The sequence below is a fragment of the Micromonospora chersina genome (assembly GCF_900091475.1).
Taxonomy (GTDB): Bacteria; Actinomycetota; Actinomycetes; order Mycobacteriales; family Micromonosporaceae; genus Micromonospora; species Micromonospora chersina.
Map to the genome: position 1 here is coordinate 1,302,134 of NZ_FMIB01000002.1, position 25,725 is coordinate 1,327,858.

25 protein-coding genes are annotated in these 25,725 nt (G+C 72.2%); 15 read left to right on the forward strand and 10 right to left on the reverse strand.

What is annotated here, in order from left to right; genetic code table 11:
- Positions 1 to 36 precede the first annotated feature (36 nt).
- A complete protein-coding gene (gene ggt / locus GA0070603_RS05975; protein ID WP_091308340.1) occupies positions 37 to 1,839 on the reverse strand; it encodes a gamma-glutamyltransferase in 1,803 nt (600 codons plus the stop codon).
- A 144-nt stretch (positions 1,840 to 1,983) separates the two neighbouring features.
- Here ggt and GA0070603_RS05980 point away from each other — a divergent pair, with 144 nt between their 5' ends.
- From GA0070603_RS05980 to GA0070603_RS05990, 3 genes are read left to right on the forward strand one after another with little or no spacing between them, the layout of a single operon-like run.
- Positions 1,984 to 2,379 (forward strand): ArsR/SmtB family transcription factor, encoded by a 396-nt coding sequence (locus tag GA0070603_RS05980; protein ID WP_091308344.1) that lies wholly within the window; start codon positions 1,984 to 1,986, stop codon positions 2,377 to 2,379.
- Positions 2,312 to 2,794 carry an SRPBCC family protein gene (locus GA0070603_RS05985; protein ID WP_091308348.1) on the forward strand — a complete coding sequence of 161 codons (483 nt, stop codon included), beginning with the start codon at positions 2,312 to 2,314 and terminating at the stop codon, positions 2,792 to 2,794. Before GA0070603_RS05980 ends, GA0070603_RS05985 begins: the two co-directional genes overlap by 68 nt.
- The gene (locus tag GA0070603_RS05990; protein WP_091308353.1) at positions 2,781 to 3,353 is read left to right on the forward strand and encodes a TIGR03086 family metal-binding protein; all 573 of its coding nucleotides are present in this window, start codon (positions 2,781 to 2,783) and stop codon (positions 3,351 to 3,353) included. Before GA0070603_RS05985 ends, GA0070603_RS05990 begins: the two co-directional genes overlap by 14 nt.
- Before the next feature lie 9 nt (positions 3,354 to 3,362).
- Here GA0070603_RS05990 and GA0070603_RS05995 read toward each other — a convergent pair whose 3' ends face one another.
- Genes GA0070603_RS05995 through GA0070603_RS06005 form a run of 3 tightly spaced genes read right to left on the reverse strand, consistent with a single transcriptional unit; the run spans position 3,363 to position 6,373 of the window.
- Positions 3,363 to 4,172, reverse strand: a complete 810-nt coding sequence (locus tag GA0070603_RS05995) for an SDR family NAD(P)-dependent oxidoreductase (protein WP_091308356.1) — start codon at positions 4,170 to 4,172, stop codon at positions 3,363 to 3,365.
- Between the two features lie 51 nt (positions 4,173 to 4,223).
- A complete protein-coding gene (locus GA0070603_RS06000) occupies positions 4,224 to 5,378 on the reverse strand; it encodes a mandelate racemase/muconate lactonizing enzyme family protein (protein WP_091308359.1) in 1,155 nt (384 codons plus the stop codon).
- Positions 5,375 to 6,373, reverse strand: a complete 999-nt coding sequence (locus GA0070603_RS06005) for a LacI family DNA-binding transcriptional regulator (protein WP_244282427.1) — start codon at positions 6,371 to 6,373, stop codon at positions 5,375 to 5,377. The genes GA0070603_RS06000 and GA0070603_RS06005 overlap by 4 nt, the downstream gene beginning before the upstream one ends.
- Before the next feature lie 228 nt (positions 6,374 to 6,601).
- Here GA0070603_RS06005 and GA0070603_RS06010 point away from each other — a divergent pair, with 228 nt between their 5' ends.
- The 7 genes from GA0070603_RS06010 to GA0070603_RS06040 are packed head-to-tail and all read left to right on the forward strand — an operon-like array spanning position 6,602 to position 13,660.
- The gene (locus GA0070603_RS06010) at positions 6,602 to 7,480 is read left to right on the forward strand and encodes an ABC transporter permease (protein ID WP_091308366.1); all 879 of its coding nucleotides are present in this window, start codon (positions 6,602 to 6,604) and stop codon (positions 7,478 to 7,480) included.
- A gap of 16 nt (positions 7,481 to 7,496) precedes the next feature.
- Positions 7,497 to 8,513: an ABC transporter substrate-binding protein gene (locus GA0070603_RS06015; protein WP_091308369.1), complete on the forward strand. Its 1,017-nt coding sequence runs from the start codon at positions 7,497 to 7,499 to the stop codon at positions 8,511 to 8,513.
- 5 nt (positions 8,514 to 8,518) lie between these two features.
- Positions 8,519 to 9,340 carry an ABC transporter ATP-binding protein gene (locus GA0070603_RS06020; RefSeq protein ID WP_091308372.1) on the forward strand — a complete coding sequence of 274 codons (822 nt, stop codon included), beginning with the start codon at positions 8,519 to 8,521 and terminating at the stop codon, positions 9,338 to 9,340.
- Positions 9,341 to 9,359: 19 nt separating this feature from the next.
- Positions 9,360 to 10,511 carry a Gfo/Idh/MocA family protein gene (locus GA0070603_RS06025; RefSeq protein ID WP_091308375.1) on the forward strand — a complete coding sequence of 384 codons (1,152 nt, stop codon included), beginning with the start codon at positions 9,360 to 9,362 and terminating at the stop codon, positions 10,509 to 10,511.
- Positions 10,508 to 11,671 carry a dihydrodipicolinate synthase family protein gene (locus GA0070603_RS06030; protein ID WP_091308379.1) on the forward strand — a complete coding sequence of 388 codons (1,164 nt, stop codon included), beginning with the start codon at positions 10,508 to 10,510 and terminating at the stop codon, positions 11,669 to 11,671. The genes GA0070603_RS06025 and GA0070603_RS06030 overlap by 4 nt, the downstream gene beginning before the upstream one ends.
- Positions 11,672 to 11,729: 58 nt before the next feature.
- Entirely contained in the window at positions 11,730 to 12,566 is an 837-nt protein-coding gene (locus GA0070603_RS06035) for a sugar phosphate isomerase/epimerase family protein (RefSeq protein ID WP_091308382.1), read from the forward strand.
- Positions 12,566 to 13,660 (forward strand): glycerate kinase, encoded by a 1,095-nt coding sequence (locus tag GA0070603_RS06040; protein WP_091308385.1) that lies wholly within the window; start codon positions 12,566 to 12,568, stop codon positions 13,658 to 13,660. The genes GA0070603_RS06035 and GA0070603_RS06040 overlap by 1 nt, the downstream gene beginning before the upstream one ends.
- 310 nt (positions 13,661 to 13,970) lie before the next feature.
- Here the strand turns inward: GA0070603_RS06040 and GA0070603_RS06045 are convergent, their stop codons facing one another.
- Positions 13,971 to 14,276: a hypothetical protein gene (locus tag GA0070603_RS06045; RefSeq protein WP_091308387.1), complete on the reverse strand. Its 306-nt coding sequence runs from the start codon at positions 14,274 to 14,276 to the stop codon at positions 13,971 to 13,973.
- A 580-nt stretch (positions 14,277 to 14,856) separates the two neighbouring features.
- On the opposite strand from GA0070603_RS06045, the gene GA0070603_RS06050 reads away from it, so the two are divergent.
- Positions 14,857 to 15,060 (forward strand): cold-shock protein, encoded by a 204-nt coding sequence (locus tag GA0070603_RS06050; protein ID WP_091308389.1) that lies wholly within the window; start codon positions 14,857 to 14,859, stop codon positions 15,058 to 15,060.
- Between the two features lie 650 nt (positions 15,061 to 15,710).
- Here the strand turns inward: GA0070603_RS06050 and GA0070603_RS06055 are convergent.
- The 4 genes from GA0070603_RS06055 to GA0070603_RS06070 all read right to left on the reverse strand — a co-directional run bounded on the left by GA0070603_RS06055 (position 15,711) and on the right by GA0070603_RS06070 (position 21,967).
- On the reverse strand, positions 15,711 to 16,262 hold the full coding sequence (locus GA0070603_RS06055) for a YciI family protein (RefSeq protein WP_091308392.1): 552 nt from the start codon (positions 16,260 to 16,262) through the stop codon (positions 15,711 to 15,713).
- Positions 16,263 to 16,485: 223 nt separating this feature from the next.
- Positions 16,486 to 18,615: a ThuA domain-containing protein gene (locus GA0070603_RS06060; protein WP_091308395.1), complete on the reverse strand. Its 2,130-nt coding sequence runs from the start codon at positions 18,613 to 18,615 to the stop codon at positions 16,486 to 16,488.
- Positions 18,616 to 18,872: 257 nt separating this feature from the next.
- The gene (locus tag GA0070603_RS06065) at positions 18,873 to 20,978 is read right to left on the reverse strand and encodes a PQQ-dependent sugar dehydrogenase (RefSeq protein ID WP_091308398.1); all 2,106 of its coding nucleotides are present in this window, start codon (positions 20,976 to 20,978) and stop codon (positions 18,873 to 18,875) included.
- Between the two features lie 38 nt (positions 20,979 to 21,016).
- Positions 21,017 to 21,967: a LamG-like jellyroll fold domain-containing protein gene (locus tag GA0070603_RS06070; RefSeq protein ID WP_091308401.1), complete on the reverse strand. Its 951-nt coding sequence runs from the start codon at positions 21,965 to 21,967 to the stop codon at positions 21,017 to 21,019.
- A 279-nt stretch (positions 21,968 to 22,246) separates the two neighbouring features.
- On the opposite strand from GA0070603_RS06070, the gene GA0070603_RS06075 reads away from it, so the two are divergent.
- The 3 genes from GA0070603_RS06075 to GA0070603_RS06085 all read left to right on the forward strand — a co-directional run bounded on the left by GA0070603_RS06075 (position 22,247) and on the right by GA0070603_RS06085 (position 24,155).
- Positions 22,247 to 23,287, forward strand: a complete 1,041-nt coding sequence (locus tag GA0070603_RS06075; protein WP_091308405.1) for a LacI family DNA-binding transcriptional regulator — start codon at positions 22,247 to 22,249, stop codon at positions 23,285 to 23,287.
- Between the two features lie 17 nt (positions 23,288 to 23,304).
- A complete protein-coding gene (locus GA0070603_RS06080) occupies positions 23,305 to 23,634 on the forward strand; it encodes a DUF4326 domain-containing protein (RefSeq protein WP_091308406.1) in 330 nt (109 codons plus the stop codon).
- Positions 23,635 to 23,855: 221 nt separating this feature from the next.
- Complete coding sequence (locus tag GA0070603_RS06085; RefSeq protein ID WP_341864953.1) at positions 23,856 to 24,155, forward strand: YciI family protein; 300 nt, start codon at positions 23,856 to 23,858, stop codon at positions 24,153 to 24,155.
- A 16-nt stretch (positions 24,156 to 24,171) separates the two neighbouring features.
- Here GA0070603_RS06085 and GA0070603_RS06090 read toward each other — a convergent pair whose 3' ends face one another.
- Positions 24,172 to 24,702: a GNAT family N-acetyltransferase gene (locus tag GA0070603_RS06090; RefSeq protein WP_091308412.1), complete on the reverse strand. Its 531-nt coding sequence runs from the start codon at positions 24,700 to 24,702 to the stop codon at positions 24,172 to 24,174.
- 118 nt (positions 24,703 to 24,820) lie between these two features.
- On the opposite strand from GA0070603_RS06090, the gene GA0070603_RS06095 reads away from it, so the two are divergent.
- Entirely contained in the window at positions 24,821 to 25,708 is an 888-nt protein-coding gene (locus GA0070603_RS06095; RefSeq protein WP_091308416.1) for an alpha/beta hydrolase family protein, read from the forward strand.
- Positions 25,709 to 25,725 lie beyond the last annotated feature (17 nt).

Here is a 25,725-nt window from a genome sequence, read left to right on the forward strand (position 1 = left end):
CCGGAACTGCCGGCCCTGGTGCCCGTCACAGCGTCGTCAGTCGCGCGCCCAGCGGCCGACGACGGCCGCCGCGCCGCCGCCCCGGCGTACGGGCTCGGCCGCCGCGACCAGCCGGCCGTCGGGCAGGAACTCGATACCGGTCGCCGCGCCGATCTCCGCGGTGGGCGAGAGGGCGTGGCCCGGCGGGAGGCCGGTGGCGTACCCGGTGATGAAGGCCGGCTCCGCCTGGGTGCTGGCGCCGTTGCGCTGCGACGCGCGCGGCGCGGCGAGGGCCTGCGGCAGCGTCATGCCCCGGTCGATCCGGTTCACCAGCGTCTGCAGGACGGTGGTGATGATCGTCGCGCCGCCGGGCGAGCCGACGGCCAGGAACGGCCGTCCGTCGGCCAGCACGATCGTGGGTGACATGGAGCTGCGCGGGCGCTTGCCCGGCCCCGGGAGGTTCGGGTCGGGCGCGGTGCCCTGCGTCGGCGCGAAGTTGAAGTCGGTCAGCTCGTTGTTGAGCAGGAAGCCCCGGCCGGGCACGACCATGCCGTTGCCGCCGGTCGCCTCGATGGTCAGCGTGTACTCCACCACGTTGCCCCACCGGTCGGCCACGGTCAGGTTGGTGGTGCCGGTGCGGTCGTCGCGGACGTCGGCGACCGCCGCCGCCGAGCAGCCGCCGTAGGCGCCATCGGGGACGCCGGGCGCGACCGGCTTGGGCAGCGCCGCCGACGGGTCGATCAGGCAGGCCCGCTCCTTGGCGTACGCGTCGCTGAGCAGCTCGCGGAGCACGTTCTGCGGGGTGTGGTCGCCGACGTACCGGTTGCGGTCGGCGAACGACAGCGCGCTGGCCTCCAGGTAATGGTGCATCGCCTGGGTCGCGGTCATGGAGCGCAGGTCGAACTGTTCGAGGATGTTGAGCGCCTCCCCCACGGCGGTGCCGCCGCTGGACGGGGTGGACATGCCGTACACCTCGAGGCCGCGGTAGTCCGACCGGGTCGGCTCGGGGAAGCGGGTGCGGTACGCGGCCAGGTCGGCGGCGGTCATGCCGGCGGGGCGGATGGGGTACGGCCACGAGCCGATCGGCTGCGCCGCCACCGGCGGGTGCTGCACGGTCGCGACCACGTCGCGGCCGACCTCGCCGCGGTAGAGGACGTCGGTGCCCCGCTTGGCGATCAGCCGGTACGTCTCGGCGAGGTCCGGGTTGCGGAAGGTGCTGCCGACCGCCGGCGGCTGCCCGCCGGGCAGGTACAGCGCGCTGGTCGAGCTGAACTGGCCGAACGCCGCCTGGTTCCCGGCGACCTGACCGGCGAAGGTCTCGTCGACGGGGAAGCCGTCCTCGGCGACGCGCGCGGCGGGCGTGAGCAGCTGCGCGAGCGACTGGGTGCCCCACCGGTCCAGCGCGTCCTGCCAGGTGAGCAGGGTGCCCGGGACGCCGACCGACAGGCCGCTGATCCGGGCCTCGTCGAACCGGTACGGCGCTCCGGTGGCCGGGTCGACGAAGGTGGTCTCGCTCATCGAGGCGGGTCCGGCCTCCCGGCCGTCGATGGTGTGCACCCGCCGGCTCGTCGCGTCGTAGTAGACGAAGAATCCCCCGCCGCCGATGCCGGCCGAGAAGGGTTCGGTGACGCCGAGCGTCGCGGCGGCGGCGACCGCCGCGTCGACCGCGTTGCCGCCGCGCCGCAGCACCTGCAGGCCGACGGCCGTGGCGGTGGCGTCCACGGTGGAGACCGCTCCCCCGTAGCCGACGGCCACGGGCTCCTTCGGCGGTGCGGCAGGCTTGGCCTGGGCGGGAACCGTGTTCGCGGCCATGAGCGTGGCCAGGGTGATGGTCGCGGTGACGAGGGCCCGAAGTCTCATCTGGCCTCCCAGATCGACATGAGTGAACCTCCTGCCTACTCCACCGATCGAGGGCGGGCAACCCGGGGACCGGGCGGGTTGTTGACGGCTGGTTCGTCCGGTGCCTACAGTGCTTTAAACCATCTAGTTGAAAGGGCGGAACGGATGACCACGGATGCGCTGTCCCGGGCCTTCGCCGCCCTCGCGGACCCGACCCGACGCGACATGGTGGCCCGGCTCTCCGAGGCCGACGCGACCGTGAGCCAGTTGGCCGAGCCGTACCGGATGACGCTGCAGGCGGTCTACAAGCACCTGCGGGTGCTCGAGGACGCCGGGCTGGTCAGCCGGCCGAGCGGGCCGCAGCCCCGGCCGGTGCGCCTGGAGGCCCAGGCCCTCGACCTGATGGACACCTGGATCGAGCGCCACCGGCGCCGCGTCGAGCAGCGCTATCGCCGCCTCGACGCCGTTCTGACGGAGATGAGAGGAGACGCGCATGGACAGGATCACGGAGGCCGTGATCGAAGCCGATCCGACGCTGCCGGTCATCCGGACGAGTCGTGACTTCGCGGCAACGCCCGAGCAACTGTTCCGCGCCCACACCGATCCCGAGTTGTTCGCCCGGTGGGTGGGTCCCGACACCACGGCCACCCGCATCGAGCACTGGGACGCGTCCACCGGCGGCAGCTGGCGCTACGCCTCGACGCACGACGGCACGGAGTACCGGTTCCGCGGCTGCTTCCACGACGTACGGCCGGACCGCATCGTGCAGACCTTCACGTTCGAGGGCGACCCCGACGGAGTCGCGCTGGAGACGCTGTGGTTCGAGGACCTGGGCGACGGCCGTACCCGGCTGCGGACACAGTCCCTGGTCGACAGCTTCGAAAGCCGCGACGCGTGGCTGCGCAGCGGCATGGAGGTCGGCGTCAACGACGGCTACGCGAAGCTGGAGAGGATGATCATCGATGGTGCTGTCTGACTCGCCGGCCGAGCGGCACCGCCAGGTCGCCGGGCTGTTCACCGACCGGGTCCGCGGCACCCGGTCGTGGGACGCGCCCGCCCCGGTCGCCGGCTGGACCGCCCGCGACGTCGTGCGTCACCTGACCGAATGGTTCCCCGGCTTCCTCGCCTCCGGCGCCGGCATCGACCTGCCGAAGGGCCCGTCGGTGGACGAGGACCCGGTCGCCGCGTGGCAGATCCACGCCGATGCCGTGCAGGCAGTGCTGGACGACCCGGAGACGGCGCACCGCCACCTCACCAACCCGCACCTCGGCAGCCTGCCGCTGGCCGCCGCGATCGACCGGTTCTACACCAGCGACGTGTTCATGCACACCTGGGACCTCTCCAGGGCCACCGGCCAGGACGACACACTGGACCCGGAGTTCTGCGCGGAACTCGTCGGTGGGATGGAGCAGATGGAAGAGGTCATCCGCTCCTCCGGCCAGTACGGCCCGCGGGTGGCGGTCCCGGAGGACGCGGACGCGCAGACCAGACTGCTGGGCTTCATCGGCCGGGACCCGTTCTGGTCGAGGCCCTGAGCCCTTTCGTCAGGACCGCCGCTCCGTCGTCCGGTCCTGCAACCAGTGCGCGAAGTCGGTGGCGACGATGCGCTCGTCATGCACGCCGGACGCGTCGTCGGACGCCAGCCAGACCACGGGCGGGCCCATCACGGCGGGGTCCAGGAACGCATGTCCCTCGGGCACGGCGTCGAGGGGCAGCATCCCGGTGACGGTGGCGCCCCCGGGCAGCAGGAGGTTGACGGTGACGCCCGTGTCCCGCAGGTCGGCGGCCATGATGTGGGACAGCGCCTCGCTCCCGGCGCGTGACGGCCCGTAGGGCACGAAGCCGGCGCGGTGCATTGTCGACGTGCTCACGGCGATGTTCACGATGCGTCCCCCGCCGGCGGCAAGCATCCGCGGCGTGACCTCCTTTGCCACCAGGAAGTAGCCGGTCAGGTTGGTCTCCACCACGGCCCGGAAGCCGTCGACCGGCACCTCCCAGAAGCCGCGTGGGTCGGTCATGAAGCGGGGGTTGACGGTGCGCATGCCGATCCCGGCGTTGTTCACCAGCATGTCGATGCCGCCCAGCCGTGACCACGCCTCGTCAACGGCCCTGGTCACCGACGACTCGTCCCGTACGTCCAACTCGACGCCGATCGCCTGCGGCAGGTCGGCCGCGACGGCCTGTGCGCGGGGACCGGACCGACCGGTCAGCGCCACGGCGGCTCCCGCCTCGGCCAGCGCGGTGGCCATGGCGAGTCCCAGTCCGCTCGTCCCGCCGGTCACCAGCACCCGCACGGGACCACCCTCGCCGGTGAGCGGACGGTCGCCGGTCTCCTGACGGAACGAAGCACTCATGGCGGGGACGCTATGGGTTGGAGCCCGCTCGAAGTCAAGGCGATGTGATGGCTACCGGGCCAGCACGTCCACGGCGAGTTCCCGCACCACCGACTCGTCGACCTCGACGCCGAGGCCCGGCCCTGTCGGCACCCGCGCGGTCCCGTCCTTCACCTCGACCGTCGCGCCGGTGGCGTAGGAGGAGGTGAGGAACTGCCGCCCGTTGAGGTCGACCGGGGTGTCGATCCCGTACGCGGCGAACAGGTGCAGCGAGGCAGCGAGGCCCAGGTCGGAGTCGGTGAGGCCGGACCCCATGAGCCGCACCCCGGCGTCCTCGGCCAGAGCGCAGAGCCGCCGGGACAGAGTCAGGCCGCCGCTGCGCTGCACCTTGGCGATCGCCACGTCCACGGCGTTCAGCTTCACGAACGTCGCCAGGTCGCTCGGGTGGCGCAGGCTCTCGTCGAGCGCGACCGGGATCGGTGAGGTCTCCCGCAGCCGGCGCTGCCCGGCGACGTCGTTGGCCGGCAGCGGCTGCTCGAACGCGGTGACGTCGAGGTCGGCGAGCCGGCGGGCCATCCGCAGCGCGCCGTCGACGGTGTACGCCTGGTTGGCGTCCACCCACAGCGCGGCGTCGGGCGCGGCCTCGCGGACCGCCCGCACCACGGCGGCGTCCTCGGCCTCGCTGTGCAGGCCGACCTTCACCTTGAACGCCGCGTACCCGAGGCTCCTGCCCTCGGCCACCGCGTCGGCCACCTCCGCGGCGGTCTGCCCGGAGACGATCCAGCCGAGCTGGATGGTCTCCCGGCGACGCTGGCCCCACAGCACGCCGACGGACACGCCCAGCGCGCGGCCGAGCAGGTCGTGCAGGGCGACGTCGACCGCGCACTTCGCGAGCGGGGCGCCGATGGTGAAGCCCCGGTTGATGGCGCGGTCGAACGCGGCGGTCACCCCGTCGAGGTCCCAGGCCGGGCGGCCGAGGATCGCCGGGGCGAGGTAGCGGTCGACGGTGGTGACGATGGATTCGGCCGTCTCGTAGGTCCACGCCGGGATCGGGGTGGCCTCGCCCCAGCCGGTGACGCCGCCGGCGGTGACCTTGACGAGCACCCGGATGCTGGGCGTGCCGGCGACGGCGACCGAGCCGCCGGAGACGCCGAACGAGCGGATGGTGGGCAGCGCGACGGCGTACGTCTCGACCGCGTCGATCGTCAGGCCGGCGAGCGCGTTCACGAGCCCACCTTGGCGGTGCTGCCGCGCAGGACGACTTCGCCGCCCATCCGCAGGAGCCGGCGCCGTCGTCCGTTGTTCTCGGTCAGCGCCAGCTCCATCGCCTTCTCCCCGAGGCGTTGCAGGGGCAGCGCCACCGTGGTCAGCGCCGGGGTGAGGTCGCGGACGATCGGGATGTCGTCGAAGCCGGCGACGGAGATGTCGCCGGGGACGGAGAGGCCCCGGTCGCGTAGCGCCGCGCAGGCGCCGATGGCCATCACGTCGGTCAGCGCGAACACGCACGTGGCGGCGGACCGGCGGTCCAGCAGCTCGGACATCGCGCCGTAGCCGCCGTCGCGGGTGAAGGGGCCTTCGACGACGTCAGCCGGGTCGAGCGCCACGCCGGCCTTGGCCAGCTCCTCGCGGAAGCCGCCGAGCCGGTCGGCGACGGTGGTGAGGGCCCGCGGCCCGGAGAGCACGGCGAACCGGCGGTGGCCGAGGTCGAGCAGGGCGCGGGCCATGGCCGCGGCGCCGGCGCGGTTCTCCGGCAGCACGCTGTCGACCTTCAGGCTGCGGTGCCGGCTGACCACCGCGACCCGGCCGCCACCGTCCAGGTAGGGCTTCAGCTCCGCCTCCAGGGCCCGCTCCCAGCGGGCGTCCTCGAAACCGGAGCCGATCAGCAGGATGGCCGGGGCCCGCTCGGCGCGCAGCATCGACACGTACGCGATCTCCCGTTCGGGGTCGCGGAAGGTGCTGGCCAGCATGACGAGCAGGTCGTTGTCCCCGGCCACCCGCATGACGCCGCCGGCGATGGCGGCGAAGTAGGGGTCGGTGACGTCGTGGCAGATGACCCCGACGGTGCGGTGCGAGGCGCCGGCCAGGGCCCGGGCGTGCGCGTTGGGGGTGTAGGCCAGCTTCTCGGCGGCGGCGAGGACCCGGTCCCGTAGCTGCGGGGTGACGCGCATGCCGTTGAGCGCCCGGGAGGCCGTGGCCAGCGAGACGTCGGCGGCTCTGGCCACGTCTTCCAAGGTGACGTGCGCCCGTGGCTGCATCGACTTTCCCCCTGCGGAAGTTCTTGACCGGATTATTTCGGCGTGGTTACCGTAGCACCCTGAAAGCGCTTACTGAAAGCGCATTCAGGGCCGGTTCCCCGTCTTCACGGGGCCGTCCGGCCCTGCCGACGGCACGCGCCTACCCCGCGGCTGAAGACCCGGAAAACGCCGGCCAGCCAGGGAGAACGGAGGGTCATGGCCGCGCAGAGCACCATCGAGCAACCGGAGCGCACCGCTCCCGCCGGCGCCACCGCGTCGGCCGCCCGCCGCCCGGCCGCAGCGGGGGCCGGCCTGCTGCGGTTCGCCCGCAACACCTGGCGTCCCGCCGCGGTCCTCGCGGCCATCCTCGTCGTCTGGTGGCTCGTCACCGCCGCCGACCTGGTGAAGCCCTACCTGGTTCCCTCGCCCGGCACGACGCTGGACGTCGTCCTCGCCCAGCCGGGCTACTTCGCCCACCACACCTGGATCACCACCTACGAGACGGTGCTGGGCTTCGTCATCGCCATCGTGGTCGGCGTGCTCTCCGCCGTGGTGATGGTCTACTCCCCCACCGTCGAGAAGAGCCTCTACCCGCTGTTGCTGTTCGCCCAGGTCATCCCGAAGATCGCGATCGCGCCGCTGTTCATCGTGTGGCTCGGCTTCGGGCTGTCACCCAAGGTCGTCGTCGCGGTCCTGATGGCCTTCTTCCCGATCGTCATCTCCACGGTCACCGGCATGAAGTCGATCGACCCGGAGATGCTGCAACTGTCGGCGACCATGGGCGCGGGCCCGGCACAGACCTTCCGCAAGATCCGGTTCCCCGCCGCCCTGCCGCACCTGTTCGCCGGCCTCAAGGTGGCCGCCACCATGGCCGTCACGGGCGCCGTCGTCGGTGAGTTCGTCGGCGCCAACGAGGGCCTCGGCTACGTGATCCTGCAGGCCAACGGCAACCTCGACACCCCGACCCTGTTCGCCGGGCTGATCATCATGTCCCTGCTCGGCGTGCTCCTCTTCGTCGTCGTCGAACTGCTGGAGTACCTGGTCCTGCCCTGGCACGCCAGCCGCCGCACCGACGCCGCCACCACAACGCTGTGAACAGGAGAACCTTCGGATGAAGTTGCGTACTCTCGCCGCCGCGCTCGTGCCGGCACTCCTTCTGGCCACCACCGCCTGCGGCTCGTCCTCCGGCGAGCAGGAGAAGAACGCCCAGGGCCTGGACAAGGTCACCCTCACCCTCAACTGGTACCCGTACGGCGAGCACGCGCCGTTCTACTACGGCAAGAAGAAGGACATCTTCGCCAAGCACGGCATCGACCTGACCATCCAGGCCGGCCAGGGCTCGCAGAAGACGATCCAGGCCACCGCCGCCGGGCAGACCGACTTCGGCTGGGCCGACACCCCGGCGCTGCTCTCGGCCGTGGGCCAGGGGATGGACGTCAAGAGCGTCGGCGTCTTCCTCCAGACCACCCCGTCGTCGGTGCAGTTCTTCAGCGAGAAGAACATCAACTCCCCCGCCGACCTGAAGGGCAAGACCATCGCCTCCACGGCCGGTGACGCCCTGAGCAAGACCTTCCCGGCGTTCCTCAAGGCCAACGGTCTGGCCGCCACCGATGTGACCCTCCAGAACACCGACCCGGCCGGCAAGATGGCCGCCGTCATGTCGGGCAAGACCGACGCGCTGCTCGGCTTCGCCACCGACCAGGGCCCGACCATGCAGGAGAAGGCCGGCAAGCAGGTCTCCTACCTGAAGTTCGCCGAGCACGGCCTGACCTTCTTCAGCAACGGCCTGCTCGCCTCCGGCGACACCATCAAGAACAAGCAGGACCTGGTCAAGCGGATGGTCGCGGCCAGCAGCGAGGCCTGGGCCGCCGCCGAGAAGGACGCCGCCGGCGCCGTGGCGGCCATGCAGGGCGCATCCCAGCAGCTGCCGTCGGAGAAGGTGCTGACCGACCAGTTCAACGCCACGCTCCAGCTCCTGCACACCGACGCCACCAAGGGGCAGGCCCCGGGCGTCAACGACGAGTCCGACTGGCAGAAGACCATCACCGTCTTCGCCGACGCCGGCGTGATCACCAAGGCGGAGTCGCCCTCGAAGTACTGGGACGCGAGCTTCTCCCCGAAGGGATGAGACCGATGACGGTCGGCAACACCACCACGCAGCGCTCCGCGGACGCCACGGCGACCGGTGCCGCGGTCGACATCGAGCAGGTCGCGGTCCGGTTCCGCACCAAGAAGAAGGACGTCACGGCGCTGCGCGACGTCTCGGTGCGGATCGAGCCGGGCGAGTTCGTGGCCATCGTCGGCGCCTCCGGCTGCGGCAAGTCCACGCTGCTCAAGCTGGTGTCCGGCCTGCTGCGGCCGTCGTCGGGCCAGGTCCGCCTGCACGGCGAGGACGTGCGGGGGCCGCGGCGCGACATCGGGTACGTCTTCCAGCGCGCCGCCCTGCTGGAGTGGCGCACGGCCCGGCGCAACATCCTGCTCCAGGCCGAGATGCGGGGCATGCCGAAGGCGCAGGCGCGCCAGCGCGTCGACGAGCTGATCGCCATGACCGGGCTGACCGGCTTCGAGGACGCGTACCCGAACGAGCTCTCCGGTGGCATGCAGCAGCGCGTGGCCCTGTGCCGCGCGCTGCTGCACCGCCCCCCGGTGCTGCTCATGGACGAGCCGTTCGGGGCGCTCGACGCCCTCACCCGCGAGCAGATGAACGTCGAGCTGCGGCGGATCTGGCGGGAGACCGGCACCACCGTCCTGCTGGTCACCCACTCCATCGCCGAGGCGGTCTACCTGGCCAACCGGGTGATCGTCATGACCCCTCGACCCGGCACCGTCGCCGAGGTCATCGATGTCGACCTTCCCGTCGAACGGGACTACGGCCCGACCATGTCGGCGCCGGAGTTCGCCCGTGCCACGGGACGCATCCGGGACCTGCTGGGTGCGACGACGACCGCCGAATAACCACTGGAAGGACACACACGTGGAGCGCACGTCTATCGGGATCATCCTCAACGGGGTGACCGGACGGATGGGGTACCGGCAGCACCTGGTCCGTTCCCTGCTCGCCATCCGCGAGCAGGGCGGCCTGCCGGCCCGCGACGGCAGCCGGATCTGGCCGGAGCTGACCCTGGTCGGCCGCAACGAGGCCAAGCTCGCCGAGATCGCCGCCCGGCACGGGCTGACGTCGTACACGACCGACCTGGACGCCGCGCTCGCCGACGACTCCCACCAGATCTACTTCGACGCGCAGGTGACCGCGCAGCGGGAGAAGGCCATCCGGGCGGCCATCGAGGCCGGCAAGCACATCTACACGGAGAAGCCGCTCGCCGAGGGGCTGACCGGCTCGCTGGAGCTGGCCCGGCTCGCCGCCGCGCGGGGCGTCAAGAACGGCGTCGTGCAGGACAAGCTGTTCCTGCCCGGCCTGCGCAAGCTCAAGCGGCTGGTCGACAGCGGTTTCTTCGGCCGGATCCTGTCGGTGCGCGGCGAGTTCGGCTACTGGGTGTTCGAGGGTGACTGGCAGGACGCCCAGCGGCCGAGCTGGAACTACCGCGCCGAGGACGGCGGCGGCATCACCGTGGACATGTTTCCGCACTGGCACTACGTGCTGGAGCAGATCTTCGCCCCGGTGACCGCGGTGACCGCGCACATCGCCACGCACATCCCCGAGCGGGTGGACGAGACCGGCCAGACCTACCGGGCCACCGCCGACGACGCCGCGTACGGCATCTTCGAGCTGGCCGGCGGCATCACCGCGCAGATCAACTCCTCCTGGGCCGTCCGGGTGTACCGGGACGAGCTGGTGGAGTTCCAGGTCGACGGCACGCACGGCAGCGCCGTTGCCGGGCTGCGCGAGTGCCGCATCCAGCACCGCGGCGCCACCCCCATGCCGGTGTGGAACCCGGATCTGCCGGTCACCGAGCCCTTCCGCGCGCAGTGGCAGACCGTCCCCGACAACGAGGACTTCGACAACGGGTTCAAGGTGCAGTGGGAGGCGTTCCTGCGGCACGTCGTCGACGGGGAGGCGTTCCCGTGGGACTTCCTGGCCGGCGTCCGGGGCGTCCAGCTCGCCGAGGCGGGGCTCCGCTCGGCCCGGGAGGGGCGGCGGATCGAGATCGAGGAGATCCGGCTGTGACCGCCCGGATCACCCTGCCCCGCCCGGACGGCGGCGCGGAGGAGCTGACCCTGCGCGAGCCGGCCGGCTGGCAGCGGCCGGCCACCGCGCCGGCCAGCCGGATCGCGTACGCGGCGGCGCACGTGGTCGCCGACCCGCACGCCGACAACGCTCCCGGCCGGCCCGCGCGGCTGGACTGGGACGCGACGCTGAGCGTGCGGCGCAACCTGTGGTCCTGGGGGCTGGGCGTGGCCGAGGCCATGGACACCGCCCAGCGCGGGATGGGGCTGGACTGGGCGGCCACCCGGGAGCTGATCCGGCGCAGCGCCGCCGAGGCCGCCGCCTGCGGCGGGCGCATCGTGGCCGGGGCGGCCACCGACCAGCTCACCGGCGTGCCGGACACCCTGGACGAGGTCGTCGGCGCGTACGTCGAGCAGGTCGCGTTCGTGCAGGAGTGCGGCGCGACCGCCGTGGTGATGGCCAGCCGGCAGCTCGCCGCCCTGGCGACCGGCCCGGACGACTACCTGCGCGTCTACGAGCAGGTGCTGCGGGAGACGTCCACGCCGGTCGTGCTGCACTGGCTCGGCGACATGTTCGACCCGGCCCTCGCGGGCTACTGGGGGTCGAGCGACCTCGACGAGGCCACCAAGACGTTCGTCGCCCTCATCCAGGCCCACGCCGACGTCATCGACGGGGTGAAGGTGTCGCTGCTGGACGCCGAGCGGGAGGTGCGGCTGCGCGAGCTGCTGCCGCCCACCGTCAAGGTCTACACGGGCGACGACTACCACTACCCGGAGCTGATCGCCGGCGACGGCCGGCGGTTCAGCCACGCGCTGCTCGGCGCGTTCGCGGCCGTCGCCCCGGCCGCGTCCGCGGCGTTGCAACGCCTCGACGCCGGCGACACGGCGGGCTTCCGGGCGATCCTGGACCCGACCGTGCCGCTGTCCCGGCACGTCTTCGCCCCGCCGACGCAGTACTACAAGACCGGCATCGCGTTCCTGTCCTGGCTCAACGGCTTCCAGCCCGGCTTCACCATGGTGGGTGGGCTGCACAGCGGGCGCAGCGTGCCGCACCTCGTCCAGGTGTTCCGGCTGGCCGACGCCGCCGGGCTGCTGCTCGACCCGGACCTGGCGGTCGCCCGGATGCGCCGCTACCTGTCCGTGGCCGGGGTGACCGCGTGAGCGCGGGGAGTGCGCCGGTCCTGCGAGCCCCGCAGTCGCGAACGAACGGGAGCACGGCATGAGCACCGATCCCCGCCTGGCCAAATTGTCGCTGAACCAGCGCACCACCGAGTCCTGGTCGGTGCGGGAGGCCGTGGAGGGCTGCGTCCGCGCCGGAATACCGGCCATCGGCCTGTGGCGCGAGCCGGTGGCCGAGATCGGGGTGGCCGCCGCCGCGAAGCTCGTCGCCGACGCGGGACTGCGGGTGTCGTCGCTGTGCCGGGGCGGCTTCCTCACCGCCGGCGGTGACGCCGGGCGGGCCGCGCTGGAGGACAACCGGCGCGCCATCGACGAGGCCGCCGGCCTGGGCACGGACTGCCTGGTCCTGGTCGTCGGTGGCCTGCCGCCCGGCTCCCGCGACCTGGTCGGCGCCCGGCAGCGGGTGGCCGACGCCCTCGCCGAACTGGCGCCGTACGCGGGCGAGCGGGGCGTCCGGCTGGCCCTGGAGCCGCTGCACCCCATGTACTGCGCGGACCGGGCGGTGCTGTCGACCCTGGGGCAGGCGCTCGACCTGGCCGAACCGTTCCCGGTCGCGCAGGTGGGGGTCGTCGTCGACACCTTCCACATCTGGTGGGACCCGGAGGTGTGGCGGCAGATCGCCCGGGCCGGCGACCGCATCGCCAGCTTCCAGGTCTGCGACTTCCTCACCCCGCTCCCGGCCGACGTGCTCCTCGGCCGGGGCATGATGGGCGACGGGCACATCGACTTCCCGCCGTTCCGGCGGGCGGTCGAGGAGGCCGGCTACACCGGCGACACCGAGGTGGAGATCTTCAACGCCGAGGTGTGGGCGACCGACCCCGACGAGGTCCTCGCCACGATGAAGGACCGGTACCTCCAGCTCGTGCTCGCCGACTGATGCGGGTCGTCGTCGCCCCCGACTCGTTCAAGGGCTCGGTCACCGCCGACGATGCGGCCCGCGCCCTGGCCCGCGGCTGGCTGGCTTACCGGCCCGGCGACGACGTACGGCTGCTTCCCCTGGCCGACGGCGGCGAAGGCACTGTCGACGCCTTCGCCGCCGCGCTGCCCGACGCCGAACGCCGGACCATGACCGTGCCGGGTCCGGACGGCCGGCCGGTGTCCGCGGCCTGGCTGCTGCTGCCCGACGGGACGGCGGTGCTGGAGCTGGCCCAGTCCAGCGGGCTGCCGCTGATGGGCCGGCCGGACCCGCTCGGCGCGCACACGTACGGGCTCGGCGTGGTGGCGCGCGCCGCCCTGGCCGCCGGGGCCACCCGTCTCGTGATCGGCCTGGGCGGCTCGGCCTCCACCGACGGCGGCGCCGGCGCGCTGCGAGCCCTCGGGCTGCGGCTGCAGGACGAGGGCGGCCGGGACCTCCCGCTGGGCGGCGCGGCGCTTGCCGACCTGGCCCGTCTCGACGCCACCTACCTGCTGCCCGCGCCGCCAGGCGGGGTGCAGCTGCTGGTGGACGTGACCGCGCCGCTGACCGGGCCGGCCGGCGCGGCCGCCGTCTACGGGCCGCAGAAGGGCGCGGAGGCGGCGGACGTGAGGCTGCTGGACGGGGCCCTGCGCCGGCTCGCCGAACTGGCCGGCGGCGACCCCGACGAGCCGGGCGCCGGCGCGGCCGGCGGCACCGCGTACGGTCTGGCGGCGGTGTGGGGGGCCCGGATCGTGCCGGGCGCGACGAGGATCGCGGAGCTGGTCGGGCTGGCGGACGCGCTCGCCGGCGCGGACGTGGTACTCACCGGCGAGGGGCGGTTCGACGAGACCTCGCTGACCGGCAAGGTGGTCGGCACGCTCCTCCAGGCGGCCGGCTCCGCCGGCGCGTCGGTCGGCGTGGTCGCCGGCCAGATCGGCGGGCCCGTCCCGGGCTCGGTGTCCGCGGCGGTGCCCCTGGTGGAGCTCGCCGGGTCGGTCGAGGCGGCCCTGAGCGACCCGGCGAGGTGGCTCACCGAGGCCGGCGAGCTGCTGTCCCGGCGGCTGACCCGCGACTAGGACGACGGTTCCGGCGGCCGGGATCGCGCACCCGTCCCAGCCTCCATCTCGACGGCATGATTCCCGCCGAGGAGGGGCGCCGTCGTGCGTCACCGTCAGCGTTTCGATGCGTGGGCGGCGGCCCGTTCGGTGGAGCAGGTGAAGTCGCCGCCCAAGACAACTCGGTGCTCGGCGCGGATCCGGGCAGTGTGTTGGTAGCCGATCGCCAGCGCCGGGTGGGCATCCGTCCTGGACAGACAGCCGTCACGGTCGGTGAAGGCGTGGCGGAACCTCGAGTGGTGAGCAGCGATTCGCAGCGTGGCGGGCTGCGTCAATCCAGGGAGCCAGGGTGACGCAGAGGTGCGAGCTGCACCGTCCAGGTCCGTGCTGTCCCGACGACCGCAATCGCCCGGCAGAGGAGGTCGCAGCCCAGCTGCGGACTTCCTTCTGCGAAGCCGCGGTTGATGAAGCTGATCGCTCTCGGGTGGTCGCCCGCTTCGAGAGCCTTCTCCAGCCCGGTCGCCAGGACCGCGGCGAGCGCGGCGTGAAAGCTGTCTGCCCCTTTTTCGCGGAGGGTCTTGGTGGGCTCGCGCAATGGTGACGGAGAGACCGTGGGCGGGGCTAACACGAAGGTCATGTCGTTCTCCTGTGGTGTCGGTGCTGCTCGGTCGGGCCAGCTGGATCGGCGCCCACCTGCCGCAGCCGTGCCGCGTCGTACCGCGCAGGGCGGGATTGGCTGATTGTTGCCGCAACGTAGCGGCCGAAGACCCGGGCACGATTCCTGACGGGACGCCGTCAGCACACTGACGTGTCCGTGGCGATCGGATGGTCTGCCAACGCTCGGCCCTCGAACCTCGAAGTTGTCCTGGGGACACTGCCGAGACCTGGGGCAGCACGCCCGGTAGGCGCTGGCCCGTCAACGATGTTGACGAACTGATCCGGTGCCCACTCTACGCGCGCTACATGCAGCGGTGCCGGTGCCGGTGCCGGTGCAGTGCTGTGACGGGGCGGCGTGCATCGGTGGCGGCGATCGACGGATTCTGTGTTACGGTTGCCCGGTTGCAGTTTTGATTTCCGAAGACGTTTCGGCGCCTGATGGGTCAACCAAAGCCCATCCAGGCGCTTTTCTCGTTTGTGTCGTTTCCGGCGCGGCTGATCAACGCGGCGATGCGCGAGTCCGCACAGTGCGGTCTTCAACAGCCTGCGAAGGAGCAGACATGGCTACAGGTACCGTGAAGTGGTTCAACGGCGACAAGGGCTTCGGCTTCATCAGCCAGGACGGCGGCGGCGCCGACGTCTTCGCCCACTTCTCGGCGATCTCCGCGAGCGGCTTCCGCAGCCTCGAGGAGAACCAGCGGGTGGAGTTCGACATCACCCAGGGCCCGAAGGGCCGGCAGGCGTCGGATATCCGCCCGCTCTGATCCACGTTCTGCCGAACGGCGGCCTGACTGGTTCAGCAGGCCGCCGTTCGGCATTCCACCCATCATCGTTATTCAGGTTCGTTCTGCGATTTCCCGTGGCCTGCGGCCCGTGCCTTCTCTGCGACGTGCCGTTCAAGGAAGGCATAGCATGACCATGATCACCACGTCACCGCACGCACCGGCCGCCCACCCGCCGACGGTTCCCGGTGGGTTCAGCCGGGAACGGCACCCGGTTGCCGGCGTACCGGGTTTCCGCAGCCCGACCGCTGCGGCCGGCGGTTGCATGGCACCGTTTGTTTCACCGTCCACCGCGGAGGCAGTGAAGCCCGCGCCTCGTGCATCCGACTGCGGTGAAGTGGCGATGCATCGGTTGCGCCATCCGTTCACCGTCACAGCCGGCACGACGCCACACCGAACGACAGTGAAGATGTCACCCAGGTAGCCGGAGCCCATACAGCCACTGCCGGCGATGGTCGCCATCGAGCTGGACAGGGAGCACTCCGGACCGCGCCGTTTACGCGGCACCGTTACCGGCTGCGGCGCACCGCGATCACGGTAGGCCGGTACGGCCCCGATGGTGTCGAACGAGCCGAAGCCAACCCGGCCGGTGCGGTCCTGGCCGGCTGGCTGTGCGCGGAGTGAGTCGCAGTTCAGGACGGCCGCCCGCCGAACGCCCAGTCGTGCACCTCGATCTCGGCGTACCGGTCGGGGGTCAGAACGGCGCGCGCCTCCTCCGGGTCCGAAGCCCGCACCAGCACCGCCGTGCCCAGCCAGGTGGCGCCGTCGTCGGAGAGCAGCGGCCCGTACGCGATCAGGTCGTGCTGGTCGGGCGGTACGTCGAGGTCGGCGGTGTGTCCCGCGCCGAGGCCGAGCACCAGGTAGCGGTTGCCGCCGGTCCGTCCCCCGGGAAAGTCCCACATGGTGCGGCCCAGCGTGTTGCGCCACCGGCGCAGAAGCACGTCCCGGTACGCGCCGGCCTGGTAGTTCGGTTCGTCGAAGGCGAACGCCCGGGCGGCGGCGGGATCCGGCAGGTCGAGAATGTGCACGCTGCCGGTGGGCGTCTCACCGTCGGCGGCGAAGGTCGGGCCCCGGGCGACCATCTCGGCCGCGTACCGGTCCATGTAGGACCAGTGCGCTTCCAGCAGCTCCTTGCGCAACGCCAGAGAGCCGGGCCGGTCGCGGTGGTAACAGAAGAACTCCATAGCCACATCCTCGCCCGCCTCCGGGATTGTCGACCCCTCGCCACGCGTCCGGCACCCGACCCGTCACCACGGCGGGCAGCCTGCCAGACGGGGTTCGGACCTGCGGGCCCCCTTCAGCGCGTGATCGAGGCCGGCACCCGTGCCGGCCGAGCGGCTGCAGGACGCCTGGACGTCCCCGCCTGCGTTGCCGCCGGCCCGCAGGGGGCCGGCGGCAACGCAAGGGTCAGGACGATTTCAACGACAACATCCAGTCCCGCAGCTGGCGGGCCTGGCGGTCGAGCTCGGCACGCGCCGCCTCGCTGCCGGCAGCGGGGTCACCGGCGATCGCGATGATCCGGTTGAGCGACGTGGTCGCGGCGTTGTGGTCCAGCGCGAGGTAGGCGGCCTGAGCGTCGTCGAGCAGCGCGGAGGCGGCCGCTGCCGACTTCGCGTCCAGGGCACCGGCGGCGGCGTCGCCGCTGATCAGCATGCGGGTCTGCCGGAAGGTCGAGCAGTTCGCCTCGGTCTGGTCGGCCGTCCAGTGAATACCGCTCAGGAGGATCCGGGTGAACGGGTCGCGGTAGTACTGCGCGCGATCATGGCCGAGGATGAGCGAGAACTCGCGTCCGCCGTCGTACTCCTGGCACCACGCGATCGGGTGGTCGCCGCCCATCAGGCGCAGCGGGTTGGTCGCGGCGTTGCCGCTGTTGAGGCTCCGCTGGTACGAGGACTCGTCGAGGCTCAGCAGAGTGTGCACCTCGGCGCGCGGGTTGTGGTCGAAGTTGTACAGCTCGTCGATGGTGAGCCAGGTCTTCGGCAGGTGTGCGACGGCCGGGTTGCCGGGGTCCTCGGTGTTGACCCGCACGTTGATGCAGCTACCGCAGGTTCCTTCGCCGTTCTGGCCGCCGGGGTGGTTGGTGAACCACGCGCCGACCAGGTCGCGGTACCAGGGCACGTTGTGGATCGCGTCGGACGCGCCGTGCAGCCCGAGGTACCCGCCGCCGGCCCGGATGTATCCCTGGAAGGCGGCCAGCTCGCTGGCGTTGAGCGCGTCCGCGTCCGGCGCGCTGTTGGGATTCGTCCCGTCCACCGGTGAGGAGAAGATGATCGTCTTGTATTTCGCCAGGTCGGCGGCAGAGGTGAACGGCGTGCTCGGCAGCGACGCCGGGGCGAGCCTCGGGTCCCAGATGTCGACGTCGAAGCCGTACTGCTCGCCCAGCCGCCCGATGAGCAGGGCGGTGTCGGGGATGTGGTCGTGCCGGAAGCCCTTGGTGGCCGAGAAGTACAGCACCCGGAAGCTGGCACCGGGGAAGTTCGTCGACGCCGCGAGCGGGGTGGCCGCGGGGATCGGGTTCGGTCCGGCGGTCGGCGTGACGGTCATGCCGGTGGTCGGTTCCTCCGGCAGCGTGTCGGTGACCTGCTGCTTCAGGTAGCGGGCGTCACCGACCAGCGTGTCCCGGGTGGCGCCGGGTTCCGTCGCGCGCTGTGCGGCGGCGACGAACTGGTTGAGGGCGCGCACCGCTTCGGAGGCGTCGCCCGCATCGGCCAGGCTCGCCGCCTCCGCCAACGTGGCGCGCAGGCTGTCCCCGGCGGCGGCGCTGATCGCGCCGCTGGTGACGGAGCCGGTAAGGAGGGTGTCGAGGTCGGCGAAGGACGTGGTCACCATGAAGGCCTGGTCGAAGCGGGCCGCATTGCCGGCCGCGTCGCTGGCCACGAGGCTGATCGTGTGCCCACCGGTGGCCAGGGTCGAGGTGGCGACCGGCAGTGGGGTGACCTCGGACCCGTCGATCCACATGCGGTGGACGAAGACGCCGCCGGAGCCGGGCGGGGGGTCGGTCCGGGTCGGAATCAGCGTGGCGGTGTGGCCGACGCGCCCGTTGACGATGCCCGGCCAGCTGACCACCGGCGCGACGGTGTCGATCCGGATGGTGATGGTGCGGACAGCCTCGGCCGAGCCGTCGCCGCCGATGGCCCGGTATCCGACGGCGGTGGTGCCCTGCTGGGTGATCTGGACCGACCCGGTCAGGCTGGCGGGGTACGGGGCGGCCGCGGACGCCGCGGTCTGGAACGGTGCCGAGTTGCCGAGCCGGTACTCCAGGCGCTCGACACCGTTGGCCGCATCGGTGGCGGAGAGGTTCAGGGTGACCGGGCCGCGATACCAGCCGTTGGTGCCGGTGGGGGCGGTCGGGCTGAGTACGGCCGGCGCGCTGGTGGGCGCGGCCCAGGCCGGGGTGCCGACGGCGAGGGAGCCGGCGGACAGGGACGCCGCCGGCAGTAGGGCGGCGACGAGGCAGCGCAGCAGACGCCGTCGGGTCTCTCGACCCGCGCCGGGGTGTGATCTGAGGGTTCGTGCGACCGGAGGTTGGCTGGACATGTAGTTCCTTTCCAGTTCCAGCGTGGGAAGTGGAGGCGGATCTCGACGAGCCAGGCGGGAGTGATGCTCCCGGCGAGAGGCTATCGCCGGGAAAAGCAGGAAGCTAGACGACTGACGCGCAAACTTTGCATCAGTTCGTCAAAAGTCACGGCCGCCCGAAGCTAAAGTCCACCGTGAAATCACTCGTTTCGGTAAGCAGCCCGGGACGCGACGAGGGCGGCGGCATGCTCGCCGCCGCCCTCCACGTTGTCCGTAGGTCAGGCCGCTGGCGTACCGGTCGCCGTGAAGAGACGGGTACGGCCGATGTTGTCGAACGAGCCGAAGCCGACCCGACCGGAGGTGAAGGTGGTGTCCTTCGCGGTCAGCAGCGGATCCTTGTGTCCGTCGACGTAGACGGCGATCTCGCCGGTGGCGGGCAGGTGCACGACGCGCACCTTGTGCCAGTCGGCGTCGGTGATCGCCGGGTTGGCGCCGCGGGAGCGCCCGTTCCACTGGTGGTCGATCCGTTCCCGGTCGGCGTTGTTGACCTTGAAGATGCCGTTGTGCGGGTAGATCGTGTTGTCGGTGGACAGGTGCGCGTAGTAGTACTGCGTGTCCGACTGCCAGCCGAAGACGATGATCATGTCCCGGTTGGTGACCTCCACGGGCGTGTCGAGGCGTACGCGGGCGTCGATCTGGACCGACGAGAAGGCCGGGCCCTTGTTGAGGATGGCGTACTCGAAGGGCCGGCGCGGCCCGGGGCGGCTCACGCCCGCCTCGGCGAGGATGACCTCGTCGCCGTCGAACTGCCACTTCGACGGGGTGACCGGGGTCCAGTTCTCCGCGCCCCCGGTGTGGACGACCTTCGTCTTGCCCACGTCGCCCTCCGCCACGTTCTTCGTGCCGACCACCTTCCAGATCTTCCCGTTCGCCTTGGCGAGGATGTAGAGCTCACCGGCGGCGTCGGTGCCGAAGCGCAGGTCGACCCGGTTCGGGTCGCCCGGCGCGCCCGGGCTGGACAGGTCCCGCATGCGCACCAGGTCGCCGGCGGTGGTGTACAGGGCGAACCGGTGGATCGGGGCGAGCCCCTCGCCGCGGCGCATCTCGTTGGCCTCGGTGTAGAGGATACGGCCGTCGACCAGGTCACCGAAGACGTACTTGCCGATCAGTGCGGGGACGGTGTGTCCGCGGTAGACGAACCCGCCGGCCACCGCGACGCCGACGTCGGAGGTGCAGTTCCAGCCGGCGGCCGGGTCGTGGTCGTACGCGGCCACCGGGTACGTGTAGCCGTACTTCGCGTCGTCGGCCGGCAGCGGGTAGAGCTTGTCGCACGGGTTGGTGGCGGTCTTGTCGAAGACCCAGTTGCCCTCGCGCTCGCTCCAGCCGAAGTTGTCCCCGGCCTGGACCTCGTAGATCGACTCGACGGCGTGCTCGCCGATGTGGCCCAGGTACATCCGGCCGGTGGCCCGGTCCCAGCTGAACCGGTGGGGGTCGCGGAAGCCGACCGCGTAGATCTCACCGAGGGCCCCGTCGCGCCCGACGAACGGGTTGTCGGCCGGGATGCCGTACCGGCCGTTGGGCGCGTTGGTGCCGCGCGGGTCGATGCGCAGCAGCTTGCCGTGCGGCATGCCCATGTTCTGCGGGTCGCCGTTGCGGTAGCCCTGGCCGCCGTCGCCGACGGCGAGGTAGAGCATCCCGTAGTCGGGATCGTGCGGCTTCGCGGTCGGGTTGAAGTTGATTTCCTGTACGCCGTGGATCTGGCCGCCGAAGCCGATCCGCAGCACCTCCCGGTGGCTGCCGGCGAAGGTGTCCGCGGCCGGGTCGGTGGCCGTCCACTCGGTGATCACGGCCTGGTAGATGGTGTTCGGCTGGGCGTAGTCCGGCGTGCGGGTGGCGAGGGACGCCTGCTCGGTGTGGATGGTGTAGAAGCGGCCGTTGCGCCCGAAGTCCGGGTGGAAGGCGACGTAGCCGAAGCCCTGGCCGAGACCGCGGCCGGAGAAGAACTGCGGCGCGAAGGTGGCCGCGACGTCCAGGTAGACGTGCGGCGTGCCGTTCTCCACGAGGTAGAGGTTGCCGTTGAGGTCCGGCACGGCCCGGCGGCCGGAGCCGTCGGGCAGCTCGGTGATGGTGTTGATCCGGGCCTTGCGGACCAGCCGCTGGTCGACCGGGGCCGGGTTCGGCGTGGACTGCGGGAAGCTCGCGTACTCCTCGAGCACCAGGCCCAGCCGCGACTGGATCGGCGACTCGGGGATCGGGTCGTAGACGGCACCGGCGGCCCGGGCGGGCCCGGCGACGAGTGTGGACAGGACGAGGGTGGCGGCAGTGACCCCGGCGGTGAGGACGGCTCTGCGGAGCCTGCCGGTGCTGCCAGCGCGAATGGACACGCGGGTTCTCCTTCTCGGTGGGACGGTCCGAGGAACGGTCAGCGGGCCATGTAGCGGTACTGCTTGGCGATGTCGCCGGCCGGGATCACGCTGTCGAGGAACATGAGGCCGTCCATGCGGCAGTCGCACGGGTTGCGTTCCAGGTTGTTCTGCGGGAAGCTCCCGCCGATCTTGATGCCGCGCGGGTCGGTGGCGCTGGTGACGTGCGGGCCGGGCCCGTTGAGCTGCCACGGGTCGCCCGCGGTGGTGTAGAAGCCGTCGACCGGCTCGCCGTTGCGGTAGAGCGCCATGGTGCCGCTGGTGAAGTCGTAGGTGGCGGCCAGGTGCACCCACTCCCCCTTCGGCAGCAGGGTCCGCCAGTCCTCGTTCGCCGCGAAGGTCTGCGAGGCGCCGCCGTCGACGCGGCGGCCGAGGGCGACCAGGCGCAGCTCGCCCTTGACGTCGATGAGTTCCAGCAGGGCGCGCACGCCGTGCCCGTCGGAGTCGCCGGTCAGCACGCCGGCCAGCCCTATCGCGTTGTAGCGGTCGGTGGGGTTGGCGGTGGTGGAGTTGAGCGCGGGGCCGTCCATCTCGCGCTTGAACCAGCCCATCACCGTGGTGCCCTCGGCGCCGCTGAACGCGCGCAGCGTGCGTACGCCGTTGGAGGACCAGGTGCCGGCCTTCCAGTCGTCGTTGCCGGCGGCGTCCGGGTTGACCTGCCGCGTCTGCAGCGCGTCGCCGCTGCCCTTGTACGCCTGGTCGGGCACCCGCATGGCCTCGGCGCCGTTGACCAGCTCGATCTCGGTGCCGGAGCGGCCCAGGTCCCGTTCGAGCGCGGGGTCGCCGACCACCGGGTGGTCGAAGTCGTAGAAGGCGACAAGGTGTGACCAGAGGGCGGGGTGGACGTCGTGCGGTCCGGGCCGGTCGGCCTGGGCCGGGCTCGCCGCCGCGGTCAGCGCCAGCGCCAGCAGGGCGGTGGCGGCGACGGCGACGCGTCGAGGTCTTCTCATGGGGAGGAGCTCCCTTCGTCGGTGCGGTGGTGGCGGTGACGAAAGCGCTTACGTACCGGGCGTGGTGGGGTGCCCGGAGGTGGAGTCGGAGGCACGTCGGGACAGGACGGAGGTCCGTCCGAGCGCCGCGCGGCCGAGGTGAGGCTCGCCGGGCGGCGGGTCGGACGGCGGCGTTGCCGTTCGTACGAAAGCGCTTACGTAAGCGCTTTCGTACCCTAAGCTGTGCCCTACGCCACGGGCAAGAGCACGGCGCGGATCAATCCCTCCCAGGAGTCACCCATGCCCCGACCCGGACCACGGTTGCGTCTCGTCGACGTGGCGGAACGCGCCGGCGTCTCCCTGGCGACCGCCTCCCGCGCCCTCGCCGGGCGGGAGGGCGTCAGCGAGGAGGTGGCCCGGCACGTCCGGCAGGTCTCCCGGGAACTCGGGTACGTCGCCAACCCGTACGCCCGCACCCTCGCCGGCGGCGCCAGCTCCACCGTCGGCCTGATCGTCCATCAGATCGACGACCCGTACTTCTCCGAGATCGCCAGCGGCGTGCTCCAGGTCGCCGCCGAGGAGGGCCTGCTGGTCCAGATCGCCCACTCCGGACGCGACCCGGAGAACGAGCTACGCCAGCTGCGACACCTCATCGCCCAGCAGGTCGGGATCATCCTCATCGCCGGGTCCGGCTACGACGACCCGAGGGTGGAGGCGGAGGCGCGCGCCGAACTCGCCGGCTTCCAGCGGTCCGGTGGGCGGGTCGCCGTCATCGGTCGGCACGCCCTGGGCGTCGACGCGGTGGTGCCGGACAACGAGGCCGGCGGCCGGGCCATCGGCGCCCACCTGCTGGCCCTCGGCCACCGGCGGATCGCCGTCGCCGCCGGCACACCGGGCCTGACCACGGTGGCCGACCGGCTCGCCGGGGTGACCGCCGCGCTCGCCGCGCACGGCCACTCCCCCGACGACCTGGCCGTCGTCCACTCCGACTTCACCCGCGACGGCGGCCGGGTGGCCACCGAGCGGATCCTGCACCACCACCCGGAGAGCACCGCGATCATCGCGCTCAACGACGCGATGGCGATCGGCGTGCTGTCCGTCCTGCGGTCCCGGCGCATCCCCGTGCCGGAGCGCGTGTCGGTGGTCGGCTTCGACGACGTGTCCGTCGCCGCCGACCTGGCGCCCAGCCTGACCACCGTCCGGCTGCCGATGACCGAGATGGGCCGGATGGCGCTCACTCTCGCGTTGAAGCCCAGGTCGACGCGGCCACGACGTCGCTCCACCGGCCACACGCTCATCGTCCGCGACTCCACCGGCCCGGTTCCCGCGCCCGGCGGCTGACCGTCACACTGAGGGCCATGGGCAGAACCACGGTCGTCAACCTGAAGGGCCACCGGGACGACCCGGCGTACGCCGACGTGGTCTACGTCGGGCGGGCCATGTCGCGCGGCGGCTGGCGGCTGCCGCAGTCCCCGCTGTCCAGCCCGTACCGGCCCGGGCCGGACGGCACCCGGGACGAGGTGATCGAGAAGTACCGGGCGTACCTGCTCGGCCGGCCCGACCTGCTCGCGCTCCTGCCCGACCTGCGCGGACGCCGGCTCGGCTGCTGGTGCGTGCCGGAACGCTGCCACGCCGAGGTGATCGCCGAGCTCGCCGACGCGCCGCCGGAGTCGGCGCCCCGGGCCTGACCCGGGAGGCTGGCCGTTCCGACCGCAGCCGCGGCGGTGCTCGTCCGCGACCAGCGGGAGCGACAATGTGGGCAGCGGGCTCCGGGTGCTGGCAACGGGCACGCCGACATGCTGCGACAAGCCATCGACGGAGCGAAGGGCGTCAGAGTTTCCCGAGCGCTGGCGGCTGATTCCGTGGGGCCCTGCGAGCGGTCCCGTGCAGTACTGTCCGTGGCGTGGCCATGTTCCTCGTCCTGCTTCGGCGATCGGGCCCCCGCTGGGACCCGGCACGGCCCATGGAAGAGCAGTCCGGCTGGCCCGCGCACTCGGCGTTCATGGACGAGCTGCTGAATGCGGGCTTCGTCGTCCTGGGCGGGCCGCTGGCAGACGAGCACAGGGTGGTGCTCGTCGTCGACGCCGAGTCTGAAGACCTCGTCCGCGCTGCCCTCGCCCGTGATCCGTGGAGCGAGACGCATCTACAGGTTGACGATGTGCAGCCGTGGACGATCCGGCTCGACGGACGGCGCGCCCAGCGGGCCTGACGTCGCGCCGCGTGGCTCAGCCGAGCTTTTTCCGCAGGGTCTCGAATGCCAGATCAGGCCGCAGCGGCACGCCGAACCGCTCGTCGCCGTAGGGAAACGGGCTCAGCTCGCCGGTCCGGACGTAGCCGCGCCGCTCGTACCAGGCGATCAGGTCCTCCCGCTGCGTGATCACGGTCATCCGCATCTCGCCGCTGTGCCACTGCTCCCGCGCGTGCCGCTCGGCCTCCGCCAACAGGTCCCGGCCCAGCCCACCGCCCTGCCGCCCCGGGGCCACCGCGAACATCCCGAAGTAGACGTGGTCGTCGCGGCGCTCCAGGTGGCAGCAGGCCACGATCTCCGTGCCGTCCTCCACCACCAGAATCGTCCCCGCCGGGCTCGACACGGCCTCGGCCACCATGTCCGGGTCGGTCCGCTGCCCGCCGAGCAGGTCGGCCTCGGTGGTCCAGCCGGCCCGACTGCGCTCCCCGCGATAGGCCGACTCGACCAGGTCGACGAGAGCGGCCACGTCGGCGGGACGGGCGGTGCGGACGGTGCGCGGGCTGGTCATCGGCGGTCTCCACGGTCGCGACGGTCTACCGCGCCAGCGTACGCAGCCCGACGGCCCGGGGAATGCCGGCCCGACGGCGGGGCGGCCGGGACCGCGCGCGACGTGGTTGACTGCGTGCATGGAGCCGCGCGTCGGTGAGCTCGACCTGGCCGCCACCCTGGACCTGCCGGCCGGGCCGGCCCGCGGCGGCCTGGTGGTGCTGCACGGCTCGCACGCCGGCGAGCGGTCCCATTTCCTGTACGAGCACCTGGCCCGGCTGCTGCCGCCAGCGGGGATCGCGGTGCTGCGGTACGACCGGCGTCCCCGGGTGGACGGCCACGATGTGCCACTGGCCGCGCAGGCCGACGACGCGGCGGCGGCCCTGGACCTGCTGCGCGCGCGGGTCGGGAACGTTCCGGTCGGGCTGTGGGGGTTCAGCCAGGGCGCCTGGGCGGCGGCCCTCACCGCCACCCGGCACCGGGTCGACTTCCTCGTGCTGGTCGGGTGCAGCGGGGTCAGCCCCGCCGCGCAGATGCGCTACGGCACCGCGGAGCAGTTACGCCGGCACGGGTACGGCGGGGCCGACCTCGCCGAGCTTCACCGGCTGCGCGGGATCGCCGAGGGGTTCCTGCGCGGCGACGTGCCCCGGGCCACCGCCCAGGCGGAGCTGGACGTCGCCGTGCGGCGGCCCTGGTTCCCGCTCGCGCACCTGCCCCGCGAGCTGCCCGACACTCCCGGCACCTGGGCCGACATGGACTTCGACCCGGAGCCCGTCTTCGCGAAGCTGTCCGACCCGGTGCTGCTCTGCTACGGCGAGACCGACGCGTGGACGCCGATCGAGCAGAGCCTGGTGGTGTGGCGGCGGGCCGCACGCGACGCGGCGCTGACCGTGGCCCGACTGGCCGGCTGCGACCACGCGCCGACCCTGGACGGTCGCGACGACCTGGCCGGCGTCAGCCCGGACTACGAGCGGGTCCTGCTGGACTGGCTCGGACGCCTGCTGCCGGAGCGCCGGGCCGCGTGGTGACGGCCCGGCGCCCGTCG

Excerpts from the sequence above, each read along its gene's own strand:
- ggt (WP_091308340.1), bottom strand. The coding sequence starts at position 1,839 with ATGAGACTTCGGGCCCTCGTCACCGCGACCATCACCCTGGCCACGCTC.
- GA0070603_RS05980 (WP_091308344.1), top strand. The coding sequence starts at position 1,984 with ATGACCACGGATGCGCTGTCCCGGGCCTTCGCCGCCCTCGCGGACCCG.
- GA0070603_RS05985 (WP_091308348.1), top strand. The coding sequence starts at position 2,312 with ATGGACAGGATCACGGAGGCCGTGATCGAAGCCGATCCGACGCTGCCG.
- GA0070603_RS05990 (WP_091308353.1), top strand. The coding sequence starts at position 2,781 with ATGGTGCTGTCTGACTCGCCGGCCGAGCGGCACCGCCAGGTCGCCGGG.
- GA0070603_RS05995 (WP_091308356.1), bottom strand. The coding sequence starts at position 4,172 with ATGAGTGCTTCGTTCCGTCAGGAGACCGGCGACCGTCCGCTCACCGGC.
- GA0070603_RS06010 (WP_091308366.1), top strand. The coding sequence starts at position 6,602 with ATGGCCGCGCAGAGCACCATCGAGCAACCGGAGCGCACCGCTCCCGCC.
- GA0070603_RS06015 (WP_091308369.1), top strand. The coding sequence starts at position 7,497 with ATGAAGTTGCGTACTCTCGCCGCCGCGCTCGTGCCGGCACTCCTTCTG.
- GA0070603_RS06020 (WP_091308372.1), top strand. The coding sequence starts at position 8,519 with ATGACGGTCGGCAACACCACCACGCAGCGCTCCGCGGACGCCACGGCG.
- GA0070603_RS06035 (WP_091308382.1), top strand. The coding sequence starts at position 11,730 with ATGAGCACCGATCCCCGCCTGGCCAAATTGTCGCTGAACCAGCGCACC.
- GA0070603_RS06040 (WP_091308385.1), top strand. The coding sequence starts at position 12,566 with ATGCGGGTCGTCGTCGCCCCCGACTCGTTCAAGGGCTCGGTCACCGCC.
- GA0070603_RS06045 (WP_091308387.1), bottom strand. The coding sequence starts at position 14,276 with ATGACCTTCGTGTTAGCCCCGCCCACGGTCTCTCCGTCACCATTGCGC.
- GA0070603_RS06050 (WP_091308389.1), top strand. The coding sequence starts at position 14,857 with ATGGCTACAGGTACCGTGAAGTGGTTCAACGGCGACAAGGGCTTCGGC.
- GA0070603_RS06055 (WP_091308392.1), bottom strand. The coding sequence starts at position 16,262 with ATGGAGTTCTTCTGTTACCACCGCGACCGGCCCGGCTCTCTGGCGTTG.
- GA0070603_RS06060 (WP_091308395.1), bottom strand. The coding sequence starts at position 18,615 with ATGTCCAGCCAACCTCCGGTCGCACGAACCCTCAGATCACACCCCGGC.
- GA0070603_RS06070 (WP_091308401.1), bottom strand. The coding sequence starts at position 21,967 with ATGAGAAGACCTCGACGCGTCGCCGTCGCCGCCACCGCCCTGCTGGCG.
- GA0070603_RS06075 (WP_091308405.1), top strand. The coding sequence starts at position 22,247 with ATGCCCCGACCCGGACCACGGTTGCGTCTCGTCGACGTGGCGGAACGC.
- GA0070603_RS06080 (WP_091308406.1), top strand. The coding sequence starts at position 23,305 with ATGGGCAGAACCACGGTCGTCAACCTGAAGGGCCACCGGGACGACCCG.
- GA0070603_RS06085 (WP_341864953.1), top strand. The coding sequence starts at position 23,856 with ATGTTCCTCGTCCTGCTTCGGCGATCGGGCCCCCGCTGGGACCCGGCA.
- GA0070603_RS06090 (WP_091308412.1), bottom strand. The coding sequence starts at position 24,702 with ATGACCAGCCCGCGCACCGTCCGCACCGCCCGTCCCGCCGACGTGGCC.
- GA0070603_RS06095 (WP_091308416.1), top strand. The coding sequence starts at position 24,821 with ATGGAGCCGCGCGTCGGTGAGCTCGACCTGGCCGCCACCCTGGACCTG.